The organism is Pseudovibrio ascidiaceicola, assembly GCF_900114245.1.
GTDB lineage: Bacteria > Pseudomonadota > Alphaproteobacteria > Rhizobiales > Stappiaceae > Pseudovibrio > Pseudovibrio ascidiaceicola.
The window spans coordinates 355,739-371,287 of the sequence record NZ_FOSK01000003.1; the positions used below are offsets into that span (position 1 = coordinate 355,739).

General features: G+C 49.4%; 10 protein-coding genes. 1 reads left to right on the forward strand and 9 read right to left on the reverse strand.

From position 1 onward, the window contains the following. Window positions 1-33: 33 nt before the first annotated feature. Window positions 34-4,866: a beta strand repeat-containing protein gene (locus BM231_RS08215; protein ID WP_093518392.1), complete on the reverse strand. Its 4,833-nt coding sequence runs from the start codon at window positions 4,864-4,866 to the stop codon at window positions 34-36. A gap of 1,057 nt (window positions 4,867-5,923) precedes the next feature. Here BM231_RS08215 and BM231_RS08220 point away from each other — a divergent pair. Continuing rightward, window positions 5,924-6,523: a hypothetical protein gene (locus tag BM231_RS08220; RefSeq protein ID WP_063312639.1), complete on the forward strand. Its 600-nt coding sequence runs from the start codon at window positions 5,924-5,926 to the stop codon at window positions 6,521-6,523. Window positions 6,524-6,531: 8 nt separating this feature from the next. Here the strand turns inward: BM231_RS08220 and BM231_RS08225 are convergent, their stop codons facing one another. The 8 genes from BM231_RS08225 to napA all read right to left on the reverse strand — a co-directional run bounded on the left by BM231_RS08225 (window position 6,532) and on the right by napA (window position 15,545). Continuing rightward, complete coding sequence (locus tag BM231_RS08225; protein WP_093518396.1) at window positions 6,532-7,296, reverse strand: SDR family NAD(P)-dependent oxidoreductase; 765 nt, start codon at window positions 7,294-7,296, stop codon at window positions 6,532-6,534. A 59-nt stretch (window positions 7,297-7,355) separates the two neighbouring features. Continuing rightward, the gene (locus tag BM231_RS08230) at window positions 7,356-7,727 is read right to left on the reverse strand and encodes a hypothetical protein (protein WP_093518398.1); all 372 of its coding nucleotides are present in this window, start codon (window positions 7,725-7,727) and stop codon (window positions 7,356-7,358) included. A gap of 54 nt (window positions 7,728-7,781) precedes the next feature. Beyond that, entirely contained in the window at window positions 7,782-9,857 is a 2,076-nt protein-coding gene (locus BM231_RS08235) for a TonB-dependent receptor plug domain-containing protein (protein WP_093518400.1), read from the reverse strand. A 326-nt stretch (window positions 9,858-10,183) separates the two neighbouring features. Continuing rightward, complete coding sequence (locus tag BM231_RS08240) at window positions 10,184-10,828, reverse strand: NapC/NirT family cytochrome c (protein ID WP_063312643.1); 645 nt, start codon at window positions 10,826-10,828, stop codon at window positions 10,184-10,186. Window positions 10,829-10,856: 28 nt separating this feature from the next. Then, entirely contained in the window at window positions 10,857-11,300 is a 444-nt protein-coding gene (locus BM231_RS08245) for a nitrate reductase cytochrome c-type subunit (RefSeq protein WP_208860193.1), read from the reverse strand. Further along, window positions 11,297-12,226, reverse strand: a complete 930-nt coding sequence (gene napH, locus BM231_RS08250; RefSeq protein WP_093518402.1) for a quinol dehydrogenase ferredoxin subunit NapH — start codon at window positions 12,224-12,226, stop codon at window positions 11,297-11,299. Before napH ends, BM231_RS08245 begins: the two co-directional genes overlap by 4 nt. Continuing rightward, entirely contained in the window at window positions 12,223-13,023 is an 801-nt protein-coding gene (gene napG, locus BM231_RS08255; RefSeq protein WP_057461271.1) for a ferredoxin-type protein NapG, read from the reverse strand. Before napG ends, napH begins: the two co-directional genes overlap by 4 nt. Before the next feature lie 32 nt (window positions 13,024-13,055). Beyond that, a complete protein-coding gene (napA, locus tag BM231_RS08260) occupies window positions 13,056-15,545 on the reverse strand; it encodes a nitrate reductase catalytic subunit NapA (RefSeq protein WP_167550280.1) in 2,490 nt (829 codons plus the stop codon). Window positions 15,546-15,549: the final 4 nt, after the last annotated feature.

Below are 15,549 nucleotides of genomic sequence, written 5' to 3' on the forward strand. Positions count from 1 at the left end.
GGATCACTCCGCGCAGGTCTTGTTTAGATTGGATTATGCAAGGTCATCTTCGCCAACCACGTTCACGGTTGAGGAACCGCCCACGACGTTGACATCAACAGCATTGGCCTGAACGTTCGCACCCATGACGATTGTCTGGTTAAAGGCATTCGCCACACCCAGAGCATCAGCGGTAGCAGCCGTAGAAGCTGTCACGCTGTAATCATCACCGGTACCGAAGTCGAAGAGACTTTCAGCATCGTGAATGCCATCCGCAGACATGGCCTGACCACCATCAGCAACGATGTTCTGATCAAGCGTCCCATGGTTATGAACTTCCACATTGGTGATCGTATCTTGATCGTACAATGCATTTGCTTGCTCAGCGCCGAAGATGGTGTCAGTGCCGTTAGCATCCAGAGTACCGAAGAACCCGCCGCCACCATCCGGGCTACCAGATGGTGTGATGTCCAGCGCACCAAGACCGTCATCTTCTCCAGTAAAGAGAAGCGTGTCGTTCTGGCCAGTAACATCAAGCTCAGTTGAGTTAACCTGCTTGTTCCCACCTGAGTACAGGCTTTGGTTGAAGGCAGATGTCTTCGCCGTAGCATCCGCAGAAGCAACAGCTTCCGCAGTTACGGTGTAGTCATCACCAACAGAACCATTGGCAACAAAGGAACTCACTGGATCAGTAATACCGTCACCTGAGTCAGCATCACCACCAGTTGCCGTAACAGTCTGAGTTAGCTCATCGAAGTTTTCGACATCGGCTTCATCAATCTGGTCGTTGTCACCGGCTGTGTTATTTTGTGAGAACAACGCAAGGCTATCAGCGTTGCCAGCAATGGTACCAGAGCGAACTGAGCTGGAAGCTCCACCTTCACTGTCATCTCCAACAGAAATAACATTCTTGTTGTCTCCAACAATGTCAACGTCTGCGGAGTTAACTTGCGCATTACCACCGGTAGAGATTACCTGATTGAATGCAGAGGCTTCAGCGACAGCATCAGCAGATGACAAAGCCTTACCTGTGAGGGACGCGTTGTCACCAACGTTCAGCGCACCTTTCACATCATTGCCATCAATTCCACCAGAACCAACACCGGCACTCGCAGTACCACCCGTTGCTGTAACATCTTGCTCAACATATGAGTAGTTAGCGACATCCGCATCAGAAATGCTGTCACCATCATAAATGGTGTTGCTCTGATATCCGCCAAGCAATGAGTCTGTAGAGTCTACTCCACCGTTTCCTGCAGGGCCGGTACCGTTAACGGATGCAAAGGCTACATTGGAATCTTCGCCAGCTGATTGAACATTGCTGCTGCCACCGGTTACGCTCAGATCAAGGTCATTGCTCTGTGCATTACCGCCAGAAAACAACTTCTGGTTCATGGAAGACGCAGAAGCAGTTGCGTCTGCAGATGCCTGCGTAACACCAGTGATCGAAGAATCATCACCGACACGCGCAGCACCAACGTCTCCATCACGATCAGCAACACTAATGCCAGCACCACTTGTAGCTGTGCCACCAGTAGCAGAGACATCTTGGTCCACCATATCGAGGTTTTCGACGTCAGGACCGAACAGTTCATCCTGGTCACCAAGCGTATTTTCCTGCCATGCACCAGCTGCTGAGTCAGTATCAGACTGACCAGCTGCAGCTGCCTGACCAAACTGGCCAAGTGTCGCATTGTCTTCACCAGATGCAGCAACACCAGAGTTAGCACCTACAATGCTCGCATCGTAAGAATTGCTCTGCCCATTACTACCGGAGCTAAGAACCTGCTCAAACGATGCTGCCGAAGCCGTTGCATCAGCACCAGCATTGGAAAGTCCACTTATGCTGCTGTCTTCCTCAACACCAGGTGCACCTTGAGCTCCAATCTGGCCATCACCACTAGATGCAATACCATCACCAGCAGTCGCTGTGCCACCAGTAGCAGTTACGTCCTGAGTGGAATCATGGAAATTACGAACATCGCTATCCCAGATAGTATCGCCATCGTAAGCGGTGTTACCCTGGAAGCCACCTGAGAAACTATCGGTGTTTGTAGTTCCAGCCCATGCACCATTTACCTCTGCATCGTCTTGACCAGCAGAAGCAACGTTCACATCAGCACCAGTAACAGAAACAGATGCGGAGTTGCTTTGAGCATTACCACCTGTCACCTGTGTCTGCGTAAAGGACTGAGCAACACTTGTTGCGTCAGCAGATGCTGAACTGGAGCCTGAGATGCTCTCATTTCCATCAATGTTGGTTGAACTGCCACCAGTCTGAACAATACCAGTTCCAGAAGTTGCGGTTCCGCCGTCTACATCAACAGTCTGAGTGCTATGGCCCCAGTTAGTGACGTCTGCATGCTCAATTTCATCAACATCACCAAGCTGATTGCTCTGATCACTCCACGAGGTTGTTGTGGTGTCATGGTCTACTGGTGTGATCGGCACTGATCCAGCAGTAGCTCCACTCTCACCAGCCGCTGCAACTGCTTTGTTACCGCCAGTAATATCGACATCAACGGAGTTTGATTGAGCATTGCTGCCAGTTTTGAGCGTCTGCCCAAAATTGATCGCTGCGCCTACACCGTTTGCACTTGCAGAAGCACTGCCAGAGATGGAGCTATCGTCACCAACAGTATCAGGACCGAGGTTACCACCAAGGGCTTCGATACCATTACCCGCAGTCGCACTGCCACCATCAACTGTGACAGTTTGCTCAGCATCAGCCTGCCAGTCATTGACGACATCAGGATCATCTAGTGTATCACCTTCGTACATCTCATTTTCTTGAGATTGGAAGGATCGGGTGTTGGTGTTAGTGTCACCTCTACCAGCCAAAAGCGAAGCAGGTCCTGCAGCAGTACCAGCATTGTCTTCACCAGCAATTGATGCGGTCATTTCTGCACCAATCACAGAGACTTCAGCAGAGTTACCTTGCGCATTTCCGCCTGTGGTCAATGACTGTGTAAAGGACTGTGCGACACCTTGAGCATTTGCAGAAGCCGTAGCAGATCCACTCATATCAAAGTTGCTGTGCACTGCAGCAGAAGTACCGGAATCAAGCGAGACACCGTTACCAGCATTTGAGATGCCGCCAGTTACACCTGCACTTTGTGTGCTGTCGTGCTCGTTCCAAACATTTGCATCCTCAATCTCGTCTTTGTCACCAAGAGCATTAGACTGATTGCTTTCAGCACGTGTCCCTGTTCGATGATCGCCATCAACGGATGGGTTGTCTGAATTCAAGAATGCGGAAGCACCATCTTCTCCAGCTGATGCGGTAACTTGGTTTGAGCCAGTTACGCCTAGGTCGGAAGCATTACTTTGTGAGTTGCCACCAGTGCTGACTTTTTGCTCAAAGCTTGCTGCAACACCCAAAGCGTCAGACTTGGCAAGCGTCGAACCAGTGATGGAACCATCATCGACTACGTGTTCCGCACCTAGGCGGCCACCATTCATGTCTATACCATCACCAGCGGTCGCATCATCACCGTAGGCTTCAACCTTCTGAGTGGAATGTCCCTCATTATGAAGACTAGGATCTAAAACTGCGTCGGCATCGTAAGCATCATTAGACTGATTAAACCGAGCATTCGAGCCAGTTTCAGAATCGTTATGTTGAGGATTGGCACTAGCATCAACTTGAATACCGGCGGTCGCATTATCTTCACCAGAAGTCGCTTGGCCAACGCCAGTACCTGTGATGTCAAGACTTGCAGAGTTGCCCTGGGCATTGCTGCCTGCAGAAATATCTTGTTGGAAACCAACACCAACAGCGCTTGCTGAAGCAGATGCAACAGCACTGCCGCTTACACTTCCGTCACCACCAACAGACGCAGATGATCCGATATGGTCAATTGAATTGATGCCATCATCACTGGATGCATTACCTGCTTTGGCTTTAACAACCTGCAGAGAGTCTTCGAGGTTGGCAACCTCGGGACTTGCAATAGCACCGTCAATGTTGTTACCGCCGAAGCCACCGCCAACACCATCATTCAGTTCGTTTGATTGTGTAACGCGGCCGCGAGTGTTGGTATCTGAATTGCCGGAAGTGTAATCAGCCCCACCGACAACAGCTTCCGCACCAGAACCACCAACGCTGGAAACATCTACATCAGAACCTGTGATCGAAAGATCGACATTGTTGCCCTGTTGGTTGCTGCCAGTCTGTAGTGTCTGATTAAAGCTCCGCGCGAGGCCAGAAGCATCTGCTTGCGCAGCAGTAGAACCAGTGATGCTTTCATCATCACCAACACCAACGTTGGAACCAGCAATATCAGTTGGTCCATTACCAATGATGCCGTTCCCGGAGTCAGCGTCGCCACCTTTCACCTTCACACGCTGTTCAGCATTACCGTCGTTCGTAACCGTAACATTGTCGAGCGTATCAAGATCATTCGCGAAATTGGACTGGTTTGCACGAAGGAGTGTGTCTGTGTCATTATCTTCTGCAGCCGCACCGGCTTGATGCGCATTCACACCGGTACCGTCACCACCAACTGAAGATGCATCAAAATTTCCACCAGTAACACTACCAGAGACATCATTGCTCTGTTGGTTTGCACCAGTCGCAATGCCCTGATCAAAAGCAAGTGCAACGCCTTTGCCATTAGCTGAAGCAGAAGAGCTTGCATCAATGGTCAGGTCATCGCCAATCTTAAGAGCGGCATTTATATCCTGAATACCATCGCCAGCCTGTGCGATCGTATCAACCAGATCATCACGGTTCACTAAGACCTCTTGGTCTAACGAACCGTCATTAAGCACCTCAGCGCTGCTATCACCATTGTGCTCAACAACATCCTTATCACCGAGCGTGTTATCCTGCTCTGCGCGGATACGCGTATCAGTGCCATCAGTAAATGGATTGTAACCAGACATGTCGTCTCCAAGTATTCGGAGAACTGCCCTGCAAGAAGCCGATCATTTGCGTCAGCTGGTTGCCACAGGTTCTCCTGAGGATTGAAAAAATGTTTCATTCCATGATTTGAAGGCTGTCTTTTCGATTTAGCTTTCTGACCAAAGGTCGGAACAAGCAAATGGCTTGTAAACTCGGATAACCCCGAATTTGGACGCAAGATTCCAGCTCGCACAAATGCATCATCTGCACGATAAACAACACGTCGGCTTCAGAAAACGAAGTAACCGATAAAATATGCGCTGGTTCTGGAATTCTGGCTTAATTACTAACTAAATGCTCTTGCTAAAACGAATAGACTCCATTCCTCCAAACAAAACTTCCAATAAATAAGAAATAATATTCTTCTTGGAAGCGGCGGAAGCTATACCACGGCCTAAAAAACAGACAAACCAAGAGTAATATCTGGTAAAAATCAACAATACACTCAATTGAACTAGACAATAATTACTATGTTATTCTATGATATTAATAATTAATTAACGTTAGTATTTGCAAATTAGTGTTTTAAATATTACCAAAAAACAGGTAAGCACTCCTAACAGGGAAGTGTTTATTGGTCTCAATAATGACAGTGTCATCTAAATCACATAGCAACCTGATCAAGAAATAGGTTTTCAGTGACCTATGTAATATGCAGTGAATTCTCAAGGTAGCTTAAACACTGTTTGAGTGTAAAAGTTATAGGTTTATAACCAAACTTTGCCGACTAATAAAAGAACGCGATACTCTAATTTAAAGGCACAGTCCGCCCAGTAATACACATTCCAGATCGCATAAATTTCTTCACAGGTATTTCAAGAATATCTTCAGTCACTGTGGCTTATGCTCCTTTAAATCTCAGGAATCATCAAATCTAAGCCTCATTTACTTCACCAACACTCCTCAGACGTTCAATCAAAGAGTCACCAAGCAAAACCTGCCCGTCGCGCTCTGTAAATAACGCCCTAGCTTTGCTACCCTAGCGTTAGAAACGTAATTATAGGCTGTAAAACGAGTATTCTCAGACAGGCGCGCTTGATGCACGATCAAATCTCCCATTCACCTGACTTTGACGAACTTGATAGAATTGCACCCAACAAAGCCGGGCGGCGCAACCTCCTGTTCGCTTTGATTGGAAACATCAATTACAGCTGGTCCAACAATGAGAGCACGTTCATCTACATCCTGCAGCATCTCATGCAGACCGACGAACTCACCGCAACGCTGGTCTTCGGCACTCTCAACACAACGAGAGCAAGGCTGGAGCTGATAGAACGTCTTGCCGACGCAAAGCTGAAAGATGTGGCTTTGAAAAAGAAGCTACGCCGCATTCTTCGCATCTTCAACGAAAGTACCCGGCTAAGAAATGAGTTTAGCCACGCAACTTTCAAACAGAACCAGCAAGGCGAAATCACGCATACCCATTCCATGCGCATCCAACGCAAGAACGGACAGATCCAGCTCGGTGAAATCAAGGCAGTGGACGACGCGCGCATCACACAAATGGGAAATGCAATCGAGAAGCTTGTGAAACTCAACCGAGAGATCTGGGCATTTCTACCCGAGTTACAGCAAGCAATGACACATGCACCTGAAACCAAGGAGGGTCAGAGATCACCCCATCTCCAACCTTCCTAATCTTATCTCTATGAAGAATTTCGCTTACCCGCTGTAAGAGCAACCAGTCGGAAATATGCCCAATAAGGGACAAACCGAAGCAGTTTCAAAGCCGCAACAAGCGGAAACGGGAACGCAATCTCAAAGCTCTTACGGTCAAGCCCTTTCTTGATCCGTTTGGCAGCTCCTTCCGCACTCACGATAAAGGGCATAGGCAACTTGCTATTCTCAGTCATCGCGGTCTTTACAAAACCGGGATTGATAACAGAAAGAGAGAGGTTTGCCCGGTCAAAACTCGGCCTCAGCGCTTCACAAAGATTGATAAGCGCAGCTTTTGTAGGGCCATAACTTGCAGCGTAAGGCAGCCCTCCATACCCGCTAAGCGAGGAAATAATAGCAATTTGCCCGGAGCCACGTTCTTTCAGCAGTGGGAACAAGTTATGTATGGTCCGCACTGCACCGAAATAGTTCGTGTCCATCGCATTGACGCACACGTCGTCAGTTAGCGTCGAAAGGCCACCAATGTGGAAGACGCCAGCGCAATAAAGTGTCAAATCAGGCAGGCTGGCATTTTCACCAAAGTCGTGGGCGGCTTGAACTATCTGTTCATTATCCGTCACATCAAGCGGTAAGCTCGTCACCCCAGCATAGGTTTCTTTCAGCACCTCAAGTCGCCCAACGCGGCGGCCACTCACAACAACCTGCCAGCCATCATCCGCATAAAGCTTACAAAGCTCCTTACCAATCCCTGAAGTTGCCCCAATAATCCAGATTGTCTTTTCTTGAGATGTCATTCGCACTCCCCCCAAAGTAACATTAGAATTCCCATGGGAGGAGCAAAGCATAGGTCTAGCTACCGCTGCAACAACTTCTGCGTGCTCACAGCACACCAGCTCTCGTCTTTGCTTATGCTCGCCTCACAACTGGAAAGGCTATCAGCCTCAGAAACGAACAACTGACCTTCTTCTATCCTGTTGAGATAAACGAACCGCTCCGGCTTATCGCCTTCATCATCAGCACCCGGATGTTCAAACTCGGAGATATGGGCAGAGCTTTGGTGGCAACCAGCATAATGGATCTTAAAGCGTGGCTCTGCCAAAATTTCCTTCAACGCAACAATGCCTTGCTGACATTCTTCAACACTGTCTTTTTCAACGTAGGAAGCACCCACCTCACCATTCGCCCCCGCTGAGCTTAGCAGAAACATGAGAAGCACGGTTTTCATGTGATGATATCCTTTAAATACAGCCCCGCCGCAATAAGGGCAGGGCTTAGAAAACTAGAAGATGACACTCGCGGAAAGTTTAAACGCCCGGCCCGGTGCAGTTAGTTCTTCGACAGATGGTTTATAGTCTTGGTCAAAGATGTTCTCGACAGCTGCTTGCATTTTTAACGTGCGCTTTTCATCGAAGTCGTAGGAAAAGCCGCCTGCTAGGTTAAGCGTGGCAAAACCATCCTCTTCATCGATGCCACTGCTACCCTTCTGCCGATGCTCGCTGGAGAAGCGACTGTAAAGATCAGCATAGGCTTCAACTCCGTTATCAAAGGCCCAAGACTTCATCACGCCTAAACGGCCAGATACCAACGGCGTGTCTGTATCAAAGGTGTTGGTTGCTCCAGAGCTAAATTGACGCCGCATCAAAGTGATATTGACATATGGAGTGACTGCCAGCTCAGCAAACTGATAGGAAGCAGCAAGTTCAAGACCCCAAGTCTTAGCCGCATCAATATTGACGTAAATATCTGAGTTTGCGGTACACTTTGAACCATGAACTGCTGCATCACAATCAACCGATGTGATGTAATCCTTCGCATCGGTATAAAACGCGCTCGCATCAACAATCAAGTGCCCGCCGTCGTAACGCGCACCAATCTCTGCGGTCACTGACGTTTCCGGATCAAGGTCAGCGTTGCCATAAATTTTTCCAGCAGGAGAAAATACTGAGCCCAGTGTACTTTGTAGGAGTGTCGGATATACATATCCCTGAGACACATGCGCTCTTAGTGCAAAATTCTCAAAGCCCGTATAGTTTACACCCAAAGCCCCCACAAATGCCTGATCACTCTCATCACGATCACCCGCTGTACCTTTATTCTCACTAGTGACGAAATAATAACGGCCACCAGCGGTCAGTGTAAGATCATCATTCAGATCCCACTCATTTTGAAGGAACGCTGATAAAGTCGTAAGCTTGGCCTCATCTCGCTCTGTAATATTGACCGGGAAAACAGGCCCAGGAACGCTGATAGTGGTCTTACCAGTGCTGAAGCTATCCTTATCTAATTGATCCTGAACAGCTTGAAAGCCGATTGAGGTCAATACGTTATCAACTAGGGTCAGATCAACTTGTCCATTCAGGCCGAATGTAAGCAGTTCGCTCTCAGTCTTATTCTCACGCTTCATAATTGGCGCCCCAGGAGGAGCTAGCTCATAGTCAACCAGTGCAACACGATCAATCTGCTGGACGTATCCATCCAAATGGACCTTAGCAATGCTCTCGTTTACATCGGTAAAGTCATAGAATAAGCCAATTTTGGAACGGTCTCGCTTTGGCAGATCCATATCAAACTGACGCATCACAAACCCGATATCGGCAGGATCAGTGTAAACCTCACTTTCCTGCTCAAATCGCTCAGCCTTGATACTAACTTTGTGTTGGTCACCAGTATAACCAACATAGGCAGTTACACTCTGGTTCTCAAAAGCACTGCCTTCCAGCGTACCATCTGCTGTTTCGCGATCACCATGTTTGGATTTGCTAGCAGAAAACCGATAGTCCCACTGATCAACAGTACCAGCAGCTGAGCTGAAACCCGTAATACCATCAGTAGAGGAATCGAAGGCTGTTCCGACCTCAACCTGCACGGCACGATCGGCACCCTTCTTAGTGATAATATTTACAACGCCGCCGATAGCTTTTGAGCCATGTAAGACCGAGCCCGGCCCTTTCACGACTTCAATGCGTTCGATATCAGACGGAGAAATCAGGAATACAGCGCCATAAGAAGTGTGATCAGAGATCTCTTGCCCATCTACGAGCACAACATTTCGCGAAGATTCTTCACCACGAATGCTGATCCGCTTCATACCTGCAACGTTGCTATCGATAATCTTGATACCAGGAACATCACGCAGAACTTCAGTTACGCTATCCGCAACAGATCGCTCAATCTGCTCGCTTTCAACCACAGCGACGGAGCGGGTGACCTCATCCAGACTTTGCTCACTACGCGAAGCTGTGACGACAATTGGCCCGAGCTCTTGTGGCTCTGTTTGCTCCTGAGAATATGCACCTGACTGCAGTGCAAGATAGCAGATTCCGGTCATCAAGCCGGAGACAAAACCCTTGGACATCCCTACAACCTTTAATATGAGTTAATTACTCATATTATTGAGTTGAGATATCTATCAATGTAAAAATGGCCACCTAAGTAAAATACATGAATAAAATACTCATATTTGTGTCATTTTAAACACATCTCAGGCTGCTTCTCCTTGCCTCATTTGATTTGGATCAAGCAACGACACAGATGAGAGCTTCGAGCAGATGACAATCAGCAGTTTCTTCAACAGCTGATTCGCTTCACTTACTTTGGTAGGAGTAAAGAAAGACCCACCTTCGAGAACTCTCAAAGGTGGGTTACTATTCAAGCGTCCCGTACAATTAGCATAAGCGATGCCTAATCATAAACAGCAGAGACTTTCTCTTTGTAAGCTTCCAGCGCGTTGGCTGGTAGGCTGTGAGCGATACCCTGGTGGCAATCAATACAGGTCTTGCCTTCCTTGAATGCATCAGAGTGAGCGGCAGAGGCACGACCTTCCTGAAGAACGAAGTCCATGGAGTTGAATTCATGACAGTTGCGGCACTCGCGGCTGTCAGTTTTCTTCATTGCAGTCCAAACATTGGTTGCCAGTTGAAGACGTTTCTCCTCAAACTTCTCCGGACTATCAATGGAGCCCAAAGCCTTGTGATATAGTTCTCTGGAAGCTTGTACTTTGCGAACCACCTTGTGCACCCACTCTTTCGGCACATGGCAGTCTGGGCACGTTGCCCGTACACCAGATGCATTCGCATAGTGAGCTGTTTCGGTATATTCCGCATAAACATTTGCTTCCATCTCATGACAGCCGATGCAGAACTCTTCGGTATTTGTCATCTCCATGGACCAGTTGAAACTACCCCAAAAAACCACACCGACAACAACACCAATCAGCAACAGAGCGCCTGCAGAAATTGTCGTTGCAGGATGTCTCAAAAACCGCCAGATCCGTTTGAACAAGCCAGGTCCCTGATCATTACTGGGAATAGCGCCTTGATTGCTCATATTAAATTCCTCCAGTCAGAAGTGCCATCTAGCGTTCGCTTGACGGAGTAAATTCATTCTCCACCAATGGATCAGCATCGACTTGAGGAACATGGCATTGCGTACAGAACCAGCGTGTACCTGCAACTCGGTCCAGCTGACGTCCTTCACGGTCTGCATAATGTGTCATGGACAGGGTTGGCGCTTTTTTCTCACCTGCATTGGCCCAGTCGTGGCACGTCAGGCATTGGTTGACTTTCAAGTCGACCTGATAAGCCTCAGTCTTGTGTGGCACCAATGGTGGTTGCTGGCGAAACTCACGGTTCACCCGAGTATTTTGCGGACGAGCAATCGGCTCGACGAAGACAGGTTCATCAACCTGTACACCCCTCAGTGACTTTACCCCCTCTGCATGTGCGTTCAAGGCAGCAAAGCCGGTAAGGTGCAAAACCGCCATAATGGTGATAGCCTTCCAAGGCACTCCCGTTTTCATTTGTGACCTCCCATAGCTTTGGTCGTGACCGGATCGCGGGGGCCCGGTTCGATTGAAGTAGGTTGAATAAGTTGAGTATCGAAACGATGAGTGAAACTGAAAACATCCAGATCGCATACGTCGATACAGCGACCACAAGACGTACAGTCTCGATTTACAATCAGCGGGGTGTCATCCCCTTTGCCTCGTAAAGCCGGAGAGATCACGTGGATCTCAGGGCAAACCTCGAAGCAGTCCATACAGTCATCACAGGCATCCCGGTTTTTTGCAGAAACCCGCAGCAAGCTCCTGGTGTTGAGCAGCCCATAGACAGCTCCCATAGGACAAAGATGCCCACACCAGCCATGCCGGGACACAAAGGTGTCGAACAAGAACACCATCAGCACCGCAGCCCAGGCAAACCCCATGCCGAACACCAATCCGCGGTGCAGCAAGGTCACAGGATTAACCAGCTCATAAGCAAGAGAGCCAGATCCGGCAGCAACAAGCAGCGTCATTGCCAGCACCCAATATCGGGTATGCTTTTTCGGCTGCCATCCTTTCTTCAGATCAAGCTTGCGATGCAGCCAATTGGCACTGTCGGTCACCACATTCATGGGACAAACCCATGAGCAATACAGCCGACCGCCAAAGACAGCATAGAAGCCAACCACAAGGGCAACACCAATCAAACCTGTCAGTTCAGGCCAATGTCCTGTCACTATAGTCTGCAGCAGCAGGAACGGATCTGTCAGAGGAAGGATATCCAGCGTCATGCTGGAGGTCAGAGTTCCTTTAACAATCCAGAGGCCAGCCCATGGCCCTGCAAGGAAGAGGGCCAGAATGAGCAATTGCGTGCTCCGTCTGAGCAACAGAAATCTGTTGCGAAGCACCCAGCTTCTCTTCTTCTCTTTTGGTGCATGAGCGTCTAATGCATGAGTTGTCATGGCCGCCCCTTCCCTGGCTGGAATACAGGCTCAAACCCACCAGCATCCGGCACACGGTCAGGTAGATCGATCACACCGGGTACCAAGGCATTTCCTGCCTTGGCTTTTTCCTCCCAACCAAGCCGGTAGTGCTCAGCACTCTCAGCTCTGGCAATGCGGCGAGGAAGAACCTTGATTGCAGCTTCCGGCAGAACACACGATTGCTCGCATTTACCGCAGCCCGTGCAGACATCTGCATAGACAGTTGGCGAAAAGACTGCGTGACTGCCCGTCCGTGTGTTTGGTGTCATTTCGAGCGTGATCGCTTCGTCAATAAGCGGGCAAACCCGATAACAAACCTCACACCGCAAACCGAGGAAGTTGAGGCAGTTCTCCTGATCGATCAGAACAGCTACACCCATATCAGCATCATCGATATCAGTAAGAGAATGATCCAGCGCTCCTGTCGGACAGGCAGCAACACAAGGAATATCCTCACACATTTCACAAGGCACATCGCGAGCTGTAAAGTATGGCGTTCCTGTTGCCGGGCCAGTTTCACCAAGCTCGGCGAGTTTCAACGTGTCATATGGGCAATCGCGAACGCACAGTCCGCATCGCACACAGGCACTCAAAAACTCTTCTTCAGAAAGTGCTCCTGGCGGTCTGATGGCGTCGGCAGGAAAAGCCTTAGCCTGCGCCTGATAGACCGTCAGAAACGTCGCAGCAACAGCACAGCCACACGCTGTGCGGGCCGCGTCGCCAAGAAACTGGCGACGCTTTGCACTGCTGAGGCCTGTCTTTTTGAGATCAGACATGGTTCTTATCCATTGCTGCTCAGAGGGTTGCTCTAAGCGCTTTCCACCTTACAAGCGCACTTTTTGTAGTCGGTTTCTTTCGAAATCGGACAAGTGGCATCGAGCGTAAGCTTGTTGGTCAACTGGTTTGCATCGAAGAAAGGCATGTAAACCAAGCCTTTTGGAACCTTGTTCCGACCTCGGGTTTCCAGCCGTGTCAGCACTTCACCACGACGAGTGGAGATAGTGACTTCCTGCCCTCTACGAAGACCGCGTTCCCGTGCATCTTGCGGATGCATGAACAGAACAGCAGACGGGAATGCCCGGTGAAGCTCTGGGACGCGCTGCGTCATGGAACCTGTATGCCAATGTTCCAACACACGCCCGGTGCAGAGCCAGAGGTCATACTCGTTGTCTGGCACTTCTGCAGCCGGTTCATAAGGCGCGAAGATGATGTTCGCCTTGCCATCAGGTTTACCGTAGAATTTAACGCCCTCGCCCTTTTTAACGTAAGGATCGTATCCTTCGCGGAAGCGATAGAGAGTTTCCTTGCCATCAACCACTGGCCAGCGAAGACCGCGCGCTTTGTGGTAGACGTCAAAGTCAGCCAAGTCGTGCGCATGGCCACGCCCAAATCCGGCGTATTCTTCAAACAAACCTTTTTGAACGTAGAAGCCGAAGTCTTCGGACTCATGGTTATTGAAGCCTTCTTTGACTTCAGAGACCGGGAACTTATCGACAACACCGTTTGCATAAAGCACTTCAAAAAGTGTCTTGCCGCGCAATTCAGGCATTTTGGCAAGCTGTTCTTCAGGCCAGACTTCCTCTGTCTTGAAGTACTTGGAGAACTCCATAACCTGCCAGACATCTGACATGGCTTCACCCGGGGCTTTCACCTGCTGACGCCAGAACTGGGTACGGCGCTCTGCGTTACCATAGGCCCCTTCTTTTTCCACCCACATCGCCGTTGGCAGAATAAGGTCAGCAGCCATTGCTGTAACGGTTGGGTATGGATCAGAGACAACTATGAAGTTCTCAGGATTGCGATACCCCGGCCAGCCTTCCTCATTCATATTAGGGGCTGCTTGCAGGTTGTTCGTGCACTGAACCCAGTAGGCATTCAGCTTGCCATCTTTAAGCATGCGATGATGCAGAACTGCATGGTAGCCAGGCTTGGCAGGAATTGTTCCTTCAGGAACTTTCCAGGCAGTCTCACAGATTTCACGATGCTTTGGATTTTTGACCACCATGTCTGCAGGCAGACGGTGCGCAAATGTTCCAACCTCACGGGCAGTACCACACGCTGATGGTTGGCCTGTCAGAGAAAATGGACCATTGCCTGGCTCAGAGATCTTACCGGTTAGCAGATGAATGTTGTAGCAAAGGCTGTTCACCCAGCTGCCGCGTGAGTGCTGGTTAAAGCCCATTGTCCAGAGAGACATGACCTTCCGATTAGGATCAGCATAGATCTTCGCCAGCTTCAGAAGCTTGTCGGCAGGAACACCAGACATTTCCTCTGCATACTCAAGCGTATACTTGGAAACGAGCTGCTTATATTCCTCAAAGTCAATCTTGGAGATCTTGCCGGAGCCAGCATTTTCGGCAGCCTGCTCGCGCGGATCATTCGGACGCAAACCGTAACCGATATCTGTCGCGGTTTTGGTGATGTTGACGTGCTTGTTGACGAAATCCCAGTTCACCGCATCATTTTCGATGATGTAGTTGGCGATGAAGTTGAGGATCACCAGATCCGTCTGTGGCGTAAACACCATGCCGTTGTCAGCAAGTTCAAAACAACGATGCTCGAAGGTGGAGAGCACATGAACTTCACAGCCCGGTTTGGTCAGACGGGTATCTGTAATACGTGACCAGAGGATTGGGTGCATCTCAGCCATGTTCGAGCCCCAAAGCACGAATGCATCGGCAAGCTCCATGTCATCATAACAACCCATTGGCTCATCAATACCGAAGGTACGAATGAAAGCAGCCACAGCTGATGCCATGCAATGACGGGCATTCGGATCAATGTTGTTAGAACGCAGACCAGCTTTCATAAATTTGGAAGCAGCGTAACCTTCCCAGATGGTCCACTGACCAGAGCCAAACATCCCAACTGCGGTTGGGCCTTTTTCCTTCAATGCGTCCTTGAACTTCTCGGACATGACAGTGAAAGCTTCATCCCAGGAAACAGGCTCAAACTCACCATGCTTGTCATAAACGCCAGCGGTTTTGCGAAGAAGCGGCGTTGTCAGGCGATCCTTGCCGTACATGATTTTGGAAAGGAAGTAGCCCTTGATACAGTTCAAGCCGCGGTTCACTGGTGCGTCAGGATCCCCTTGTGTGGCGACAACACGGTCGTCCTTAACACCAACAAGGAGAGAGCAGCCTGTTCCGCAAAAGCGGCAAACAGCCTTGTCCCAGCGTATATCGGAGGCTTTTCCCTGAGCCTCGGCGGACTTTGGTAAAGCGATGCCAGCCGCAGAAGCAGTTGCTGCAACCGCTGCTGACTTTATAATATCTCTGCGAGATGCCGTGATTGACATGTTT